The 12,321-nt window shown below is 32.3% G+C and carries 15 protein-coding genes and 1 pseudogene; 12 read left to right on the top strand and 4 right to left on the bottom strand.

Translation table 11 applies throughout. The features are described from left to right. Positions 1 to 24 precede the first annotated feature (24 nt). From Q4Q55_RS07815 to Q4Q55_RS07805, 3 genes are read left to right on the top strand one after another with little or no spacing between them, the layout of a single operon-like run. Positions 25 to 447, top strand: a complete 423-nt coding sequence (locus tag Q4Q55_RS07815) for a universal stress protein (protein WP_368660149.1) — start codon at positions 25 to 27, stop codon at positions 445 to 447. Between the two features lie 42 nt (positions 448 to 489). Further along, positions 490 to 1,329, top strand: a complete 840-nt coding sequence (locus tag Q4Q55_RS07810; RefSeq protein WP_303372265.1) for a CBS domain-containing protein — start codon at positions 490 to 492, stop codon at positions 1,327 to 1,329. 11 nt (positions 1,330 to 1,340) lie between these two features. Continuing rightward, positions 1,341 to 1,808 (top strand): hypothetical protein, encoded by a 468-nt coding sequence (locus Q4Q55_RS07805; protein WP_303372264.1) that lies wholly within the window; start codon positions 1,341 to 1,343, stop codon positions 1,806 to 1,808. Between the two features lie 178 nt (positions 1,809 to 1,986). On the opposite strand, the gene Q4Q55_RS07800 is transcribed toward Q4Q55_RS07805, so the two are convergent. Genes Q4Q55_RS07800 through Q4Q55_RS07790 form a run of 3 tightly spaced genes read right to left on the bottom strand, consistent with a single transcriptional unit; the run spans position 1,987 to position 4,501 of the window. Then, positions 1,987 to 2,649 (bottom strand): TfuA-related McrA-glycine thioamidation protein, encoded by a 663-nt coding sequence (locus Q4Q55_RS07800; protein ID WP_303372263.1) that lies wholly within the window; start codon positions 2,647 to 2,649, stop codon positions 1,987 to 1,989. A 4-nt stretch (positions 2,650 to 2,653) separates the two neighbouring features. Further along, positions 2,654 to 3,856 carry a YcaO-related McrA-glycine thioamidation protein gene (locus tag Q4Q55_RS07795; RefSeq protein WP_303372262.1) on the bottom strand — a complete coding sequence of 401 codons (1,203 nt, stop codon included), beginning with the start codon at positions 3,854 to 3,856 and terminating at the stop codon, positions 2,654 to 2,656. 3 nt (positions 3,857 to 3,859) lie between these two features. After that, positions 3,860 to 4,501, bottom strand: a complete 642-nt coding sequence (locus Q4Q55_RS07790) for a site-2 protease family protein (protein WP_303372261.1) — start codon at positions 4,499 to 4,501, stop codon at positions 3,860 to 3,862. A gap of 40 nt (positions 4,502 to 4,541) precedes the next feature. On the opposite strand from Q4Q55_RS07790, the gene Q4Q55_RS07785 reads away from it, so the two are divergent. From Q4Q55_RS07785 to Q4Q55_RS07760, 6 genes are all read left to right on the top strand, one after another. Next, positions 4,542 to 5,567 (top strand): aminopeptidase P family protein, encoded by a 1,026-nt coding sequence (locus Q4Q55_RS07785; protein ID WP_303372267.1) that lies wholly within the window; start codon positions 4,542 to 4,544, stop codon positions 5,565 to 5,567. 24 nt (positions 5,568 to 5,591) lie between these two features. After that, complete coding sequence (locus Q4Q55_RS07780) at positions 5,592 to 6,452, top strand: alpha/beta hydrolase fold domain-containing protein (RefSeq protein WP_303372260.1); 861 nt, start codon at positions 5,592 to 5,594, stop codon at positions 6,450 to 6,452. A gap of 195 nt (positions 6,453 to 6,647) precedes the next feature. After that, complete coding sequence (locus Q4Q55_RS07775; RefSeq protein ID WP_303372259.1) at positions 6,648 to 7,574, top strand: type II secretion system F family protein; 927 nt, start codon at positions 6,648 to 6,650, stop codon at positions 7,572 to 7,574. Further along, positions 7,568 to 7,756: a class III signal peptide-containing protein gene (locus Q4Q55_RS07770; protein ID WP_368660148.1), complete on the top strand. Its 189-nt coding sequence runs from the start codon at positions 7,568 to 7,570 to the stop codon at positions 7,754 to 7,756. The genes Q4Q55_RS07775 and Q4Q55_RS07770 overlap by 7 nt, the downstream gene beginning before the upstream one ends. A 104-nt stretch (positions 7,757 to 7,860) precedes the next feature. After that, complete coding sequence (locus Q4Q55_RS07765; protein WP_303372257.1) at positions 7,861 to 8,313, top strand: hypothetical protein; 453 nt, start codon at positions 7,861 to 7,863, stop codon at positions 8,311 to 8,313. A gap of 67 nt (positions 8,314 to 8,380) precedes the next feature. Then, positions 8,381 to 9,793: a lactaldehyde dehydrogenase gene (locus tag Q4Q55_RS07760; RefSeq protein ID WP_303372256.1), complete on the top strand. Its 1,413-nt coding sequence runs from the start codon at positions 8,381 to 8,383 to the stop codon at positions 9,791 to 9,793. A 135-nt stretch (positions 9,794 to 9,928) separates the two neighbouring features. Here Q4Q55_RS07760 and Q4Q55_RS07755 read toward each other — a convergent pair whose 3' ends face one another. Continuing rightward, positions 9,929 to 10,651, bottom strand: coding sequence for a tRNA-binding protein (locus tag Q4Q55_RS07755; RefSeq protein WP_303372255.1), 723 nt, complete (start codon positions 10,649 to 10,651; stop codon positions 9,929 to 9,931). A 168-nt stretch (positions 10,652 to 10,819) separates the two neighbouring features. Between Q4Q55_RS07755 and Q4Q55_RS07750 the strand changes: the two genes are divergently transcribed. The 3 genes and pseudogenes from Q4Q55_RS07750 to Q4Q55_RS07740 all read left to right on the top strand — a co-directional run. Then, the gene (locus Q4Q55_RS07750) at positions 10,820 to 11,224 is read left to right on the top strand and encodes a PRC-barrel domain-containing protein (RefSeq protein ID WP_303372254.1); all 405 of its coding nucleotides are present in this window, start codon (positions 10,820 to 10,822) and stop codon (positions 11,222 to 11,224) included. A 63-nt stretch (positions 11,225 to 11,287) separates the two neighbouring features. Next, positions 11,288 to 12,026 (top strand): annotated as a pseudogene (locus Q4Q55_RS07745) (aspartate dehydrogenase). Beyond that, positions 12,026 to 12,321: tRNA(His) guanylyltransferase Thg1 family protein (locus Q4Q55_RS07740; RefSeq protein WP_303372253.1), on the top strand; the 296-nt coding region annotated here is incomplete at its 3' end. The pseudogene Q4Q55_RS07745 and the gene Q4Q55_RS07740, both read left to right, overlap by 1 nt.

Genomic DNA, 12,321 nt, shown 5'->3' with positions numbered 1-12,321 from the left:
GTATTATATTGGGAGATGTTAATGATGTATAAAAAGATATTGGTCCCTACTGATGGGTCAGAATTCGCTAAAAAAGCACAAAAACATGCATTATTTTTAGCCAATGTTAGTGGAGCTGAAATAGTTGCAGTAAGTGTCACTGAAAATAATTTTGTTAATGGTCTTCCATTAGATGATGAAGTGTATCAGTTAAATCAAATTTTAAATGAAAGATCTGAGGAAAACCTTAAAGAATTTGATAAATTAAATGAAGATGATATAAAAATCAATCATGTAATTAGAGAGGGTTCCCCAGCCAAAGTTATTTTAGAAGTGGCAAATGAAGAAAATGTTGATTTAATTGTTATGGGAAGTTCAGGTAAATCTGGCTTCGATAGATTTATTATGGGTAGTGTAGCAGATAAGGTTGTTAATTCTGCTAAATGTGCTGTACTTGTAGTACATTAGTTATCTGCCTTTTTTATTTATATTTATTATATAGGTGTTTTTATGTTAGTCAAAAGAACCATGTCTAAAAATGTTGTAAGTGTTTCCGTACCTGGAAACAGGGAAAAAGTTTTAGACTTAATGAGAAAAGAAAATAAAGCAGTACTTCCAGTAGTAAAAAAAGACACTAATATATTAGTAGGTGTTATTACACGTTCAGATTTAATTAATAACCCTGATGAAGAACAAATTGCAATGTTGATGAGCAGAAATTTAGTTACTGTTAGTCCTGATGATGATGTAACTGATGCTGCACGTACAATGATTGAGAACAATGTTAGAAGAGTTCCTGTTATTAATGATGATGGGGAATTAGTTGGGATAATCACTTCTTTTGATTTAGTATCCAAAGCTTTAACAAAAGTTGAAATTGATGATGCTGTTGAAAATTATATGATTACTACAGTTCCAACAACTTGGGAAAAAGCTCCTTTAAACGTTGCATTTGAAACTATGAATCAATTCGGTTTAAAATCAGTATTGGCTTTAGATGATGATGCTAAATTGTCAGGTATTTTAACTGAAACAGATTTCATTACCGAAATTGAAATTATCTCTGAGAGAAGTGAACACAGTTCCACTGTGGGTACTGAAGGAGACAAATGGTCTTGGGATAGTACTTCTGTTTTATACATTGAAAAAAATCATTTAAAATTCACTGATAAAGTTGTTGGGGATGTTGCTATAGGCAATGTTGAAGTGGCTAACTCTAAAACCAAAGTTACCGACTGTGCTAAAAAAATGAAATCCTTAAACATTGAACAAATTCCTGTTATCGGTGTTGAAGGGGATTTAGTGGGACTTGTAAGAGCAAGTGATTTAATTAAGGCATTAGTTGAATAATTGTGATATAAATGGCTGTTAGTCCAGTTCTAGTAGTTAAGGTTAATGATAGTGTTGTAGGTGTTCGTGCAAGATTATATGATGATTTTGCTGAACACGAAATAATCCTTAACTCTGTAATTACTTATTGGTGGGCTAATGATTTACCCCCTGCTAAAAAATTTTTGGAACTTTTTGATTCTGTAATTAAAAGGACAATTAATGAGATAATGCCTCATAAAATATTAAATTTGAAGTATGATGTTAAATCTAATCTATCTTTGGAAGAAGCTTCTGAAATTGAGATTAATTTAACAAATGTCGATGCTGATGGTGTCGGATTTAAAATTGAAGGCAACAATATTTCATTAAGCGGACTTAAAAAAATAGATGATGATTTTGAATCAAAAGATTTTTCTTTTACTTTTGATCAAAGCATTGAAACTCCTGATATTGTTTTAAAGCAATATAAGAAAATGCAAAAAAATCAAAATTCTTAATTTGATTACATGAAAAGGATGGTGTCGATGAATCAATTATATTGGCGACCTCATTGATTTAAAACTATTTTCATTACAACTTCTTTGTTTTTATTAATTGCCAATTGATTTTAATTAATGGGGTTCGATAATTTTTAAAAAAAGTTTACGATGAATATATCTCTTTTTATTAAAATATTTAATTTTCATCGTTGATTGTGGATTTGATATGGTTTAGCAGTAATTTAGCATCTTCTTTTTTGACATCTTCCGTTTCACGAATAAAATTAATAAGATTTTCTTTTTTATTATCGTCTAAACCTGATTCACTTAAAGTTTTAGCATAATTTCTTTGAGGGTAATAGGTTCTTTTTGTAATGAGCAGTAATTCATCTTTTTCTTCAGTAGTTATTATGTTTTCATTCACTGCTTTTGTAAAAACATGGCGCATGCTTATTAAGGGGGTTGAAAGTGGTTCTAAACTTTCACTGTCTAGCATTACTGCAACATCATCATCCGAATCGATTATTCCATTTGCATACTGCTCATAACAATATCCAATTCCAATCATGCCTAGAGTATCCAGTTCGGAGGCTCTTAAAGCTCCCATACTTGATGCTCCAAATACTTTAATTCCGGAATTGATGACCTTAAGAATTTCTTTATGTCCTACAGCAGAACTTTGATGGAATACGCCATCAATTATTGCTACAATATTCGGATTTTCATTTAAAGCTAAGTTTAAATCCCCTCTTTTAATAGGTCTTTTATAGATTACTTCAATACCTTCAGAACTATCCAATATTTCTTTTGCTTCATCAAAGGGAATTGATAATCCAGTGTAAATAATGATTTTTACCATATTATCAGACTTTTAAAAATCTATATCCTGCTCTTGACTGATCAATTGTATAAAGTTCCATTTCGGGGATTACGACTCTTACAACGCTCACATCAAGTTCAGGTCGTGTTAAATCAACATATAATATTTTTTCAATACCATTGGCCATTAATTCTTCTTTAACAATTTCGATATCTCTTGTAATTGAAGATGTACTTTTATTTTCAATATCTGCTAATTTAATTTGTTCATCTTCATGTCTAAAGTAATATTTATTTATTCTTTTCATTCGTTCATAACCTGCTTCACGTGCAAAATCCGCTCGGACAGTATCTTCACGAGCGCCATTGATTTGTGTCGCTCTGCTTTGTGCTACTTCAGTAAGTGCTCTTAAAATGGCAACTTCTGGGTCTAGATGTGTTCCCATACCTAATGTTAAAAGTCCAGCGTCTTTTGTTATTGTATCGTCGGCTGAAGCAGCTATTGTTGGAATTTTAATGTCTGCAGTGAAGTCCATTAATTTAATTCTAATTCCATTACTTTCGAATTTTTCTATGATGTCATTGATAATTTCATTTTCGATGCTTTTGATATCGATTTGATTATAGTTCTTATGGGTTAACTCAAAAATACTCCATGCGTCTCGTTCAATGACTTCAAACATTCCATGCAATATTGCTTCTTCTAAGATGTTTCCTGATGCTAAACCGTTGGTATTTGATTTGAATAATCTTTGCATGTGGTTATCGGATGTATACGGGTGAAAAACGGCATTTGTTGGAATATAATATTCATTTCCAGAAATAATATCTTTGGATTTGCTCCATTCTATGTTCAATTCACTAATGTCGGCTTTTTCAAGTTCTTTTGGCAAATTCAATGATTTGGGATTGATGTAATCTCCATATTCTGAAATTTCATTTAAACTGGCAGTGATTGTTTCATCACTATCCTGCATTTCGGCGGAATATCTCTCGAAACCTTCCATCATTGCAGATGCTCTTGCATGATCTTTAGTAATTCCCTTTCCACCATAAATACTTACAGCACCATCTTCAGCAGTTGGTCTGATTGCAGTATAGATTGGAAGGCCGATTCTATCCAAATCCGTAATGTCAGCAATACGGGTTATTCCGGCAGTTTTTAATTTGTCTTCGTTGATTTTGATGGTTTCACTCGGAGCAATTACTCTGTGTGTTCCTTCAAAATATGTGATTTCTTCACTCATTTTCTAAATTCCTATTATCATTCTAACTATGCTTTCAACACCAATGGTCATTGATGCAACAGTCATTATACCTGCAACGGCTATTGTGACAATCCATATTCCAGCATTCCATCTTAACACTTTAGACCCATCCAGGTTTCCAATAGGCAGTAAATTAAATGCAGCTAAGAAACTGTTAATTGAATAGCCAAGGGAACACACAATAAATATTAACACGGAAGTTTCTGAAGTAAATGCGGTAGGATATACCATTGTTGCAATAATTAAAAATATTAATGCAAGAACAATGTTCACAATAGGTCCTGCAATGGATATTTTCCCATTAATCTCATCAGTCATGTAATTTGCATATGTGTAAACTGCACCTGGAGCTGCAAATACAAAACCGAAAAAGGAAGTTACAAGTGCAAATAATAATCCTTGAGGCCATAATTTGAATTCTGCCCAGTATCCATACTTCATTGATACAAATTTGTGTCCAAGTTCGTGTAAGATGAATCCGGCTCCCACACCTACCATAATCATAGGAAGTATGCTTATCAAAGCAGACATATCTCGTCCAGTATTGGCAATTCCGAAACACAGTGAAATAACAACAAATGCAATTATTAAATCTCTTATTTCACTACTTGTAAATTTAAACATAATGTTAAGGTATCTAATTTTATATATAAAGTTTTTTCTAATATTAATTATGGATTTACATTTAGACAATATTTTAAAAGATTTGCAAAAAGATGATATTCAGGCTTATTTGCTCACTCAATTTACAAATGTTGAATATATTTCAAATTATAAACCAACCAGTTTTGCTTTTTGCATAATTAAGGATGACCCTATCATTTATGCATCAAGCATGGATATGGAAATAGCCAACAAAAATTCAAAAATTGACGTTAGGAAGTATGAATCATTTGAAGTGATGGTTAGGGAGCTTAAAGATGATGGAATTAAGGATTTGGCGATTGAACCAACCCTTCCATTCAGCACTTATGAAAAACTTGAAAATGAATTTACGATTTCTTCAAAAACATACATTGACAAGCAACGTATGATTAAAACTCCTCTTGAAATTGATAAAATCACTAAAGCAACAGAAATTGCTCAAAAATCATTTTTGGAGTTGGATATTTTAAACAATACTGGTGCGGAAAAAGAAATTGCTTTTGATCTGGTTCGTTTAATGATTGGGAATGGTGCTTTAAAGGAGTCATTTGATACGATTGTTGCCAGCGGGTCAAGTTCAAGTCTTCCACACGCAGTTCCGGGAGATAAACAATTAATGCAACCAATTTTAGTTGATTGGGGTGCTATTTTTGAGGGATATTGTTCAGATAATACTCGCACAATGGTCTATACTGAAGCACAGCAAGAAATCTGGGATATTGTGGCTGAAGCTCATGACAAAGCCATCAAAGCCATTAAACCCGGTCTTAAATGCAGTGAAATTGATAAAGTTGCACGAGATATTATAACTGATTATGGGTATGGCGATAAGTTTATTCACTCAACAGGCCATAGTTTAGGTTTGGATATTCATGAAACTCCAGGATTTTCACTTCGTGACGATACAAAAATAGAAAATGGCATGGTTATAACTGTGGAGCCAGGAATATATTTAAAAGGAGAATTTGGAGTAAGACTTGAAGATACTGTGGCAATTAATAACAAAGCCAATGTAATTGGTGATTTGCCTTTAATGATTGATTAATTTGTAGTATTGTGTAGGATATTTATGTCAGATAAAAAATCACTTATTGCCAAAATAGAAGAAGCTATTTTAAGGCATAATAAACTTTATTTTATGGATTCTAAAGAAAATGTGGATATTTTTCTAAATAAAATGATGAATACTCCAACTAAATCTCCAAAAAGTATTTTTAAAAGTATTGACTTTAATGGGATGCAGGTTTTCACTTTTGGAGACAAGGATGCCAAAAACACTATTTTGTACATGCATGGCGGTGCTTATGTTATGGAGATAAATCATCAGCATCTGTTATATTGTTATCTGCTGTCAAAAAAATTGGGTGCTTATGTATTGGCACCAGTCTATCCGCTTGCTCCATTGCATCATGCAATTGAAACATATGAGTTGATAACTGAGTTATATGAAACCCTAGTTTCAAAGGATAATCTGATATTGATGGGTGATTCTGCAGGGGGCGGATTCATCCATTCCTTTTGTCAATATATAAAGACTATTGATTTGGAGCAACCGAATAATATAATAACTTTCTCACCATGGGTTGATGTTTCTATGTGCAATCCTCCATATAACAGTCAAAATGATGCAATACTTGGTGAAATTGGACTTAAAGAAATTGGAAAATGTTGGGCAGGGAATTTGAACACTCAGGATTATAGGGTAAGTCCATTGTTTGGTGACAATACTGGCCTTGCGGATACATTAATTTTTGTTGGTGAAAACGAGATATTTTTCACGGATGTTAAGAGATATGTTCGAAATCTCAAAAGGGATGGTGTTAACGTAAAATTAATAACTGGTCCTGAGTTGTTTCATATCTATCCGTTATTCCCTATTCCTGAAGCAAAAAGAGCTTTCAAAGAATTAAAAAATGAGTTAATTATTTAATTAGCTCAGGTTATGTATATTTTCTATATTCGACCCAATTCATTAATAACCTGTTGGGAACAGAAAGATAAAGTATTTATTATTTTTTTCTTTTTTCATATTTTTTTTAAATTAAATTTCATATTGTTTTCATTGAATAGAATTGATTTTAAAACTAACCAATACTTTATATTCTATATTGTACAATAATATTTTATGAAATTTAAAATAATAAACTATTTAGCAGTATTTTTAGACAATATTGTTCCTGAAAATTATTTATCTAAATTCCAGGATTTTTTACTTAGTGGAGCAATTTTTACGGAAGCAAGTAAAGTTTTAGCTATTCTCATAATTTTCATTTTGTCTGGTGAAATCATACTAACATTTGCAATGGCGATGTTAAATCTACCAGTTTCGGTGTTGATCTTTCCATTTTTCATTTTACCGGGTCTTTTCACATATGTTGTAGTCATGCAGGAAAGGCGGGCTCAGGAGATTGAAAAATCGGCACCTGACTTTTTAAGACAGCTTTCCAGTATGTTGCAGGTAGGGCTCAGTTTTGAAAATGCAATGGAGGATATGTCGCAGTATGGTGAGGGACCTCTTTACGATGAAATGCGTAGAACCATAATTGAAATTCGTATGGGTCGTAATTTCGATAATGCTTGGCGAGCAATGAGCAAACGATTAAAATCAAAAGAATTGGAGAGGATTTTTGATATAATATTGGATGGTCGTAAAAGTGGATCAAGTATATCAAATGTCTTATTTGACGTTTCAGATGATTTGCGAGATTTGCTGGCTCTTAAGCGTGAGAGAAAATCTGCTGTAATGATGTCTGTAATGTTTCTGTTAATTTCAGCTATTGTTGCAACACCATTTGCTATAGGTATGGTTAGTGTTTATTCGGGTTTTATGCAAAGCTATGGGATGGAATCTGAAATAATAGTTATGGCTCAGATTGCTGGTGAAATTTATCTGATAATACATTCAATTTTAGTTTCTTTTATAATTAGTCTGATAATGTATGGCGAGATTAAAAAAGGAATCAAATTTTCGCTTCCGCTATCGATTACATCTTTTGCAATATTCTATTTTGTTTCAAATTTTGGTGGAAATTTGCTTATGGGGGGATTTTAGTGGATAATAAAGGTCAGACATCTGCAGAATTTATATTGTTATTTGGAGGGATAATTGTTGTTGTTCTTCTTGCTGTTTATATGTATAAAAATTATATGTCAGATTTGAGCGGAGAAATTTCTTCAGAGGAGGTTAGGGAATTTAATGTGGAGTTAAGAAATATTGGAAATTATTTTAAATGATGCTGTGAATGATAATCTAGTTAATATTTATATTATGTTGGCAAAAATATAATATGGGGATTATCATGATTTTTAATAAAAAAAGTATATTTGTTTTTTTAATTTTGCTAGCTACTTTGGTTATTATAGGCGGAGTATGTGCGCAAGAATCTAGTGATAATACAGTTGTAAAGAATTCCAATATTGTTAAAGAAGCTAAGACTACTAGTTTAAAGACAGTAAAAGTCAAAATTTATAATTTTAAACCAGGTGTATCTTGGGCTCCTAGGGCAGTAAAATTAAAAAATGGTGATGCAATAGCGGGATATGTAGAATACAAAGGTAATTCACAATTCAGTAAAGGAACTGGAGTTACTTCATGGTTTATTGGAACTGGTATTAATGGTGATATTGAACCTCATCACACAAAACTCATTAAAGCAAAATTTTACTTTAAAAACAAAGCAGGTAAAGTTAAAACAAAAACTGTTAATGGAAACGGTGGGGGCCATATAAGAACTAATTTAATTAGTGGTTATACTCCCTATCAGGCTATAGTTTGGTATCAGACTTATTGAAGTTGGATTATTCATTCAACTTTTCAACTCTTTTTTTTATTCTAACAATCAGTTAAAGGTGATATTAATGGACATGTTAATTGGTGGAAAACATATTTCAAGTGATGATTTGCAGGAAGTTAAAAATCCATATGATGGTGAAATAATTGATAATATACCTATTGCTCACAGGCAAACTGCTGATTTAGCAATTAAAGAAGCCAATGATGCTAAAGAAGGTTTAGTTGAAATGTCTGCATTTAAAGTTTCAAATAAATTATTCAATGTTTGTGAAAAGCTTAAAGACAATAAAATGGATTTGGCACAATTATTAACAATGGAAGTCGGAAAACCAATTAACGAATCCCTGGTCGAACTGGATAGATCAATTGAAACATTAAAACTTGCAGCTGAAGAGGCAAAAAGAATTTATGGTGAAAGCGTACCGTTGGATGCGGGTCTGAATGGAAAAGGATTTTTTGCATTCACACAAAGAGTTCCATTGGGTGTTGTTGCAGCTATCACTCCATTCAATTATCCTTTGAATCTTACAATTCACAAAATCGCTCCAGCAATTGCATGTAAAAATACTGTAATAATTAAACCGCCAACAGAAGCACCGCTAACTGTTATGAAATTTGCAGAAATCTTAAATGAAGAGTTTCCTGATGGTGTGATTAATACGGTGACAGGTTATGGCTCTGAAATTGGGGATTATTTGGTGACTTCTCCAAATATTGATAAAATATCATTTACAGGTAGCGTCACAACAGGTCTTATGATATCTCAAAAAGCAGGAATGAAAAAAGTTACATTGGAACTTGGAGGTAACGACCCATTAGTTGTTTTAAAAGATGCAGATATTGATAAGGCAGTAAGAGGTGTTATTAATGGTGCATTTTTAAATGCCGGCCAAGTATGTATGGGTGTTAAAAGAATCATAGTTGAAGATGAAATCGCCAGCGAATTCACTCGAAAATTGGTGGATGCAACAGACAGATTGGTGATGGGCAATCCTTTGGATGAAAACACAACTCTCGGAACATTGATTTCTGAAAAAGCAGCAATGCAAGTTGAAGAAGCTGTAAATAATGCTGTAAATGATGGTGCAAATATTTTAACAGGCGGAGTTCGTGATGGTGCTTTCTATGAGGCAACAGTAATAGATAATGTCACACAGGATATGGATTTGGTGGTAAATGAAACTTTTGGACCTATTGCACCAATCATTCATGTTAATTCATTAGATGAAGCCATTGAAGTTGCTAATGATACGGAATATGGTCTTCAGGCAGGTGTATTTACAAATGATTATTATTCTGCAATGAGATGTGCAAATGAAATCGAAGCCGGAACAGTTTTTGTCAATAAGCAATCTACTTTCAGAACAGACAATATGCCATTTGGCGGATTTAAAAATAGTGGTGTTGGAAAAGAAGGAATAAAATATGCTGTAAGTGAAATGACTAAAACAAAGCTGATAGGTCTAAATCTAAGATAATAATATCAAAACAAGAGTATCGGATGGGAGTTAATCTGGAGGATGTATTGAATTTCGGGGCAAAAGGATATACTATTAAAATCTTCAACGGAGTTGGTATATTTTTTTTTAAAAATGAAAAATAAGTAATTAAACTTATTTTAAATAATTTTCAACAAGGTTACGTGTTTCATTCAGGGATTCCATTGGGATTCCTTTTGGCATTTGGCCGAGTTCTCCGTCAACATCTTTGAGAATGCTTCCGTTCATTCCTAAAAACATTCCTTCACTTACGATGCCTCCGAATGATTGTGGGGGAAGAAGGGATACTCCAACTTTATTGTCATCTTTAACATTCAAATCGTTGGTAACAACAGTTATTGCTCTTTTTCCAAGGTTTACATTACAGAGCATCAAATCATCGTTTTTCGGATGTTTGGTTACGCTCATTACTTCTCCAACCTTTATGTCCACGCCCATGATTGGATCATTAATCGGACCTAATGCTAGGCGGTCTTTTAAACCGATGATGGTATCAAGGAAAAATCTTACTTTGGCAATGTTTTCTTGTGTTTTTTCTCTATCATCTTTTGGTGCATTGTTTAAAAACTTTTTATTCCAGTCATTCCCACCTAAATATTCGATAATCTTTTCAGCTTTTTCTTTTAATGATGCAACATCTGGTGAGTTAACTAATTCATCTCCCTCGAGGTAAGAATAGATTAATGACTGAAAATCACTATTCATTTGTTTTCCCAAATCAACTGCCTGTTTTTTGTTCCAGCTTCCTCTAAATGAAGCTGTTGGAATTAAGTTTAGATAGTTTTCTCTTGCTTTACTTGCTACTAAAATTCTATAATCTTTAGTTGTATCCCACATTTGAAGTCCTCTTTTTAGTCTAAATTATATTTTAATCAATATATCTAATAAATTTTTTCTTATTTTTTGTATTAACGGCGATTTTTAACTTTAAAAAACATAAACTATTTATATTATCAATAAAATAAACTTATACATATTTTAATTATTATTACTTGTGGTGTAAACATGGTAGAAGTTTCAAAATTACGTAGTTTAGATATTTATACAAATACAGGACATTATGTAGGACGTGTCGAGGACGTTATTCTTAATATTAGGTTAGGAACTATTTCAAAATTACAAGTTAGGGCTATTGAACAAGAAAGAAAACCTGCTGGTGTCATTAATTCATTTTTAGGAACTATTCGTGGTGAAATACCTGAAGAAAATGACATGAGATCTTTCCAAAATGATTTATTGACTGTTGATTTTGATAAAGTTCAAGCTATTGGAGATATTATGTTAATTAACCCAAGGGATATTAAAAAAGTTAATCCGGAACCACAAATCCCTGAAGGCGTAGCTCCAAAACAACCTGAAACTCAACCACAAAACGAAACTCAAGTCCAATTTGATGCTGAAAGATTATAAATTAATCTTTCATTAGTTCTTTTTTTTTTTAATTAATTCTATTAATATTCTAATGTGATTTTTATGAAAGTAGGTATTATAGGCTGTGGAGCAATTGCTAATATTATTACAACCAGTATTGTTCCCGAGGATAATGGTATTGAAATTGCATACTTTTTTGACAAAGATATTGAAAGAGCAGAAAACTTGGCTTCATTAGCCGGTGGTGTAGCAGCACTTGATTTTGATGATATGGTTGATAATGTTGATTTGGTGCTTGAATGCGCTTCACCAGATTCAGTTAAACATTTTGCACCTAAAGTCTTAGCTAAAGGTCGTGACATGATTGTAATGAGTGTTGGTGCATTTATGGATGTTGATTTTTATCAAAAAATTGAAAAAATAGCAAAAGAAAATAATGTTAAGGTACATCTGCCTTCTGGAGCTATTGTGGGATTGGATGGGATTAAAGCAGTATCTAAATTTGGTTTAAAAGAAGTAACTTTGGTAACTCGATAGTGATGCAGAAGAAATTTTATTTGAAGGAAAAGCATCTGAGGCTGTTAAAGAGTTTCCTTTAAATATTAATGTTGCAGCAACAATATCCATTGCATGTCAAAGGGATATTGATGTAAAAATTATTGTAGATCCTAATGTTGATAGAAATGTTCATGAAATAACTGTCAAAGGAGATTTTGGAGAATTTAAAACAACTACTATGAACTATCCTTGTGCAGCTAATCCTAAAACTAGTATGCTTGCAGCACTTTCAGCAATCAGGTTACTTAAAAGTTTTAATGAAACTATTAGCGTGGGAATCTAATGAAAGAATATGAAGTTTATTCTTCTTTGAAAGTTCCAAAAAACTCCAAAATCATTGTTCGGTTGGACGGCAGGAGTTTTCATAAGTTATCCAAAGATTTAAATCTTGAAAAACCTTATGATGAGAATTTTTACAAAGTTATGGCTAATGTTTGTGAAGATTTGTTTAAAGAATTTTCACCATCTTTAGTTTATACTTTTTCAGATGAAATAAGCTTGCTTTTAGAAAAAATCCCTTTTGATGGGCGTATTGAAAAAATTAATTCTGTAATTCCTAGTTTCACTTCCAGTTCATT

This window comes from Methanobrevibacter sp. (assembly GCF_030539555.1).
Lineage (GTDB): Archaea > Methanobacteriota > Methanobacteria > Methanobacteriales > Methanobacteriaceae > Methanocatella.
This window is presented reverse-complemented; position numbering and strand designations above follow the sequence as displayed.

What these genes read in the sequence shown, in the direction of transcription:
- Q4Q55_RS07815 (WP_368660149.1), top strand. Translation starts at nt 25, where the DNA reads ATGTATAAAAAGATATTGGTCCCTACTGATGGGTCAGAATTCGCTAAA.
- Q4Q55_RS07810 (WP_303372265.1), top strand. Translation starts at nt 490, where the DNA reads ATGTTAGTCAAAAGAACCATGTCTAAAAATGTTGTAAGTGTTTCCGTA.
- Q4Q55_RS07805 (WP_303372264.1), top strand. Translation starts at nt 1,341, where the DNA reads ATGGCTGTTAGTCCAGTTCTAGTAGTTAAGGTTAATGATAGTGTTGTA.
- Q4Q55_RS07800 (WP_303372263.1), bottom strand. Translation starts at nt 2,649, where the DNA reads ATGGTAAAAATCATTATTTACACTGGATTATCAATTCCCTTTGATGAA.
- Q4Q55_RS07795 (WP_303372262.1), bottom strand. Translation starts at nt 3,856, where the DNA reads ATGAGTGAAGAAATCACATATTTTGAAGGAACACACAGAGTAATTGCT.
- Q4Q55_RS07790 (WP_303372261.1), bottom strand. Translation starts at nt 4,501, where the DNA reads ATGTTTAAATTTACAAGTAGTGAAATAAGAGATTTAATAATTGCATTT.
- Q4Q55_RS07780 (WP_303372260.1), top strand. Translation starts at nt 5,592, where the DNA reads ATGTCAGATAAAAAATCACTTATTGCCAAAATAGAAGAAGCTATTTTA.
- Q4Q55_RS07775 (WP_303372259.1), top strand. Translation starts at nt 6,648, where the DNA reads ATGAAATTTAAAATAATAAACTATTTAGCAGTATTTTTAGACAATATT.
- Q4Q55_RS07760 (WP_303372256.1), top strand. Translation starts at nt 8,381, where the DNA reads ATGGACATGTTAATTGGTGGAAAACATATTTCAAGTGATGATTTGCAG.
- Q4Q55_RS07755 (WP_303372255.1), bottom strand. Translation starts at nt 10,651, where the DNA reads ATGTGGGATACAACTAAAGATTATAGAATTTTAGTAGCAAGTAAAGCA.
- Q4Q55_RS07750 (WP_303372254.1), top strand. Translation starts at nt 10,820, where the DNA reads ATGGTAGAAGTTTCAAAATTACGTAGTTTAGATATTTATACAAATACA.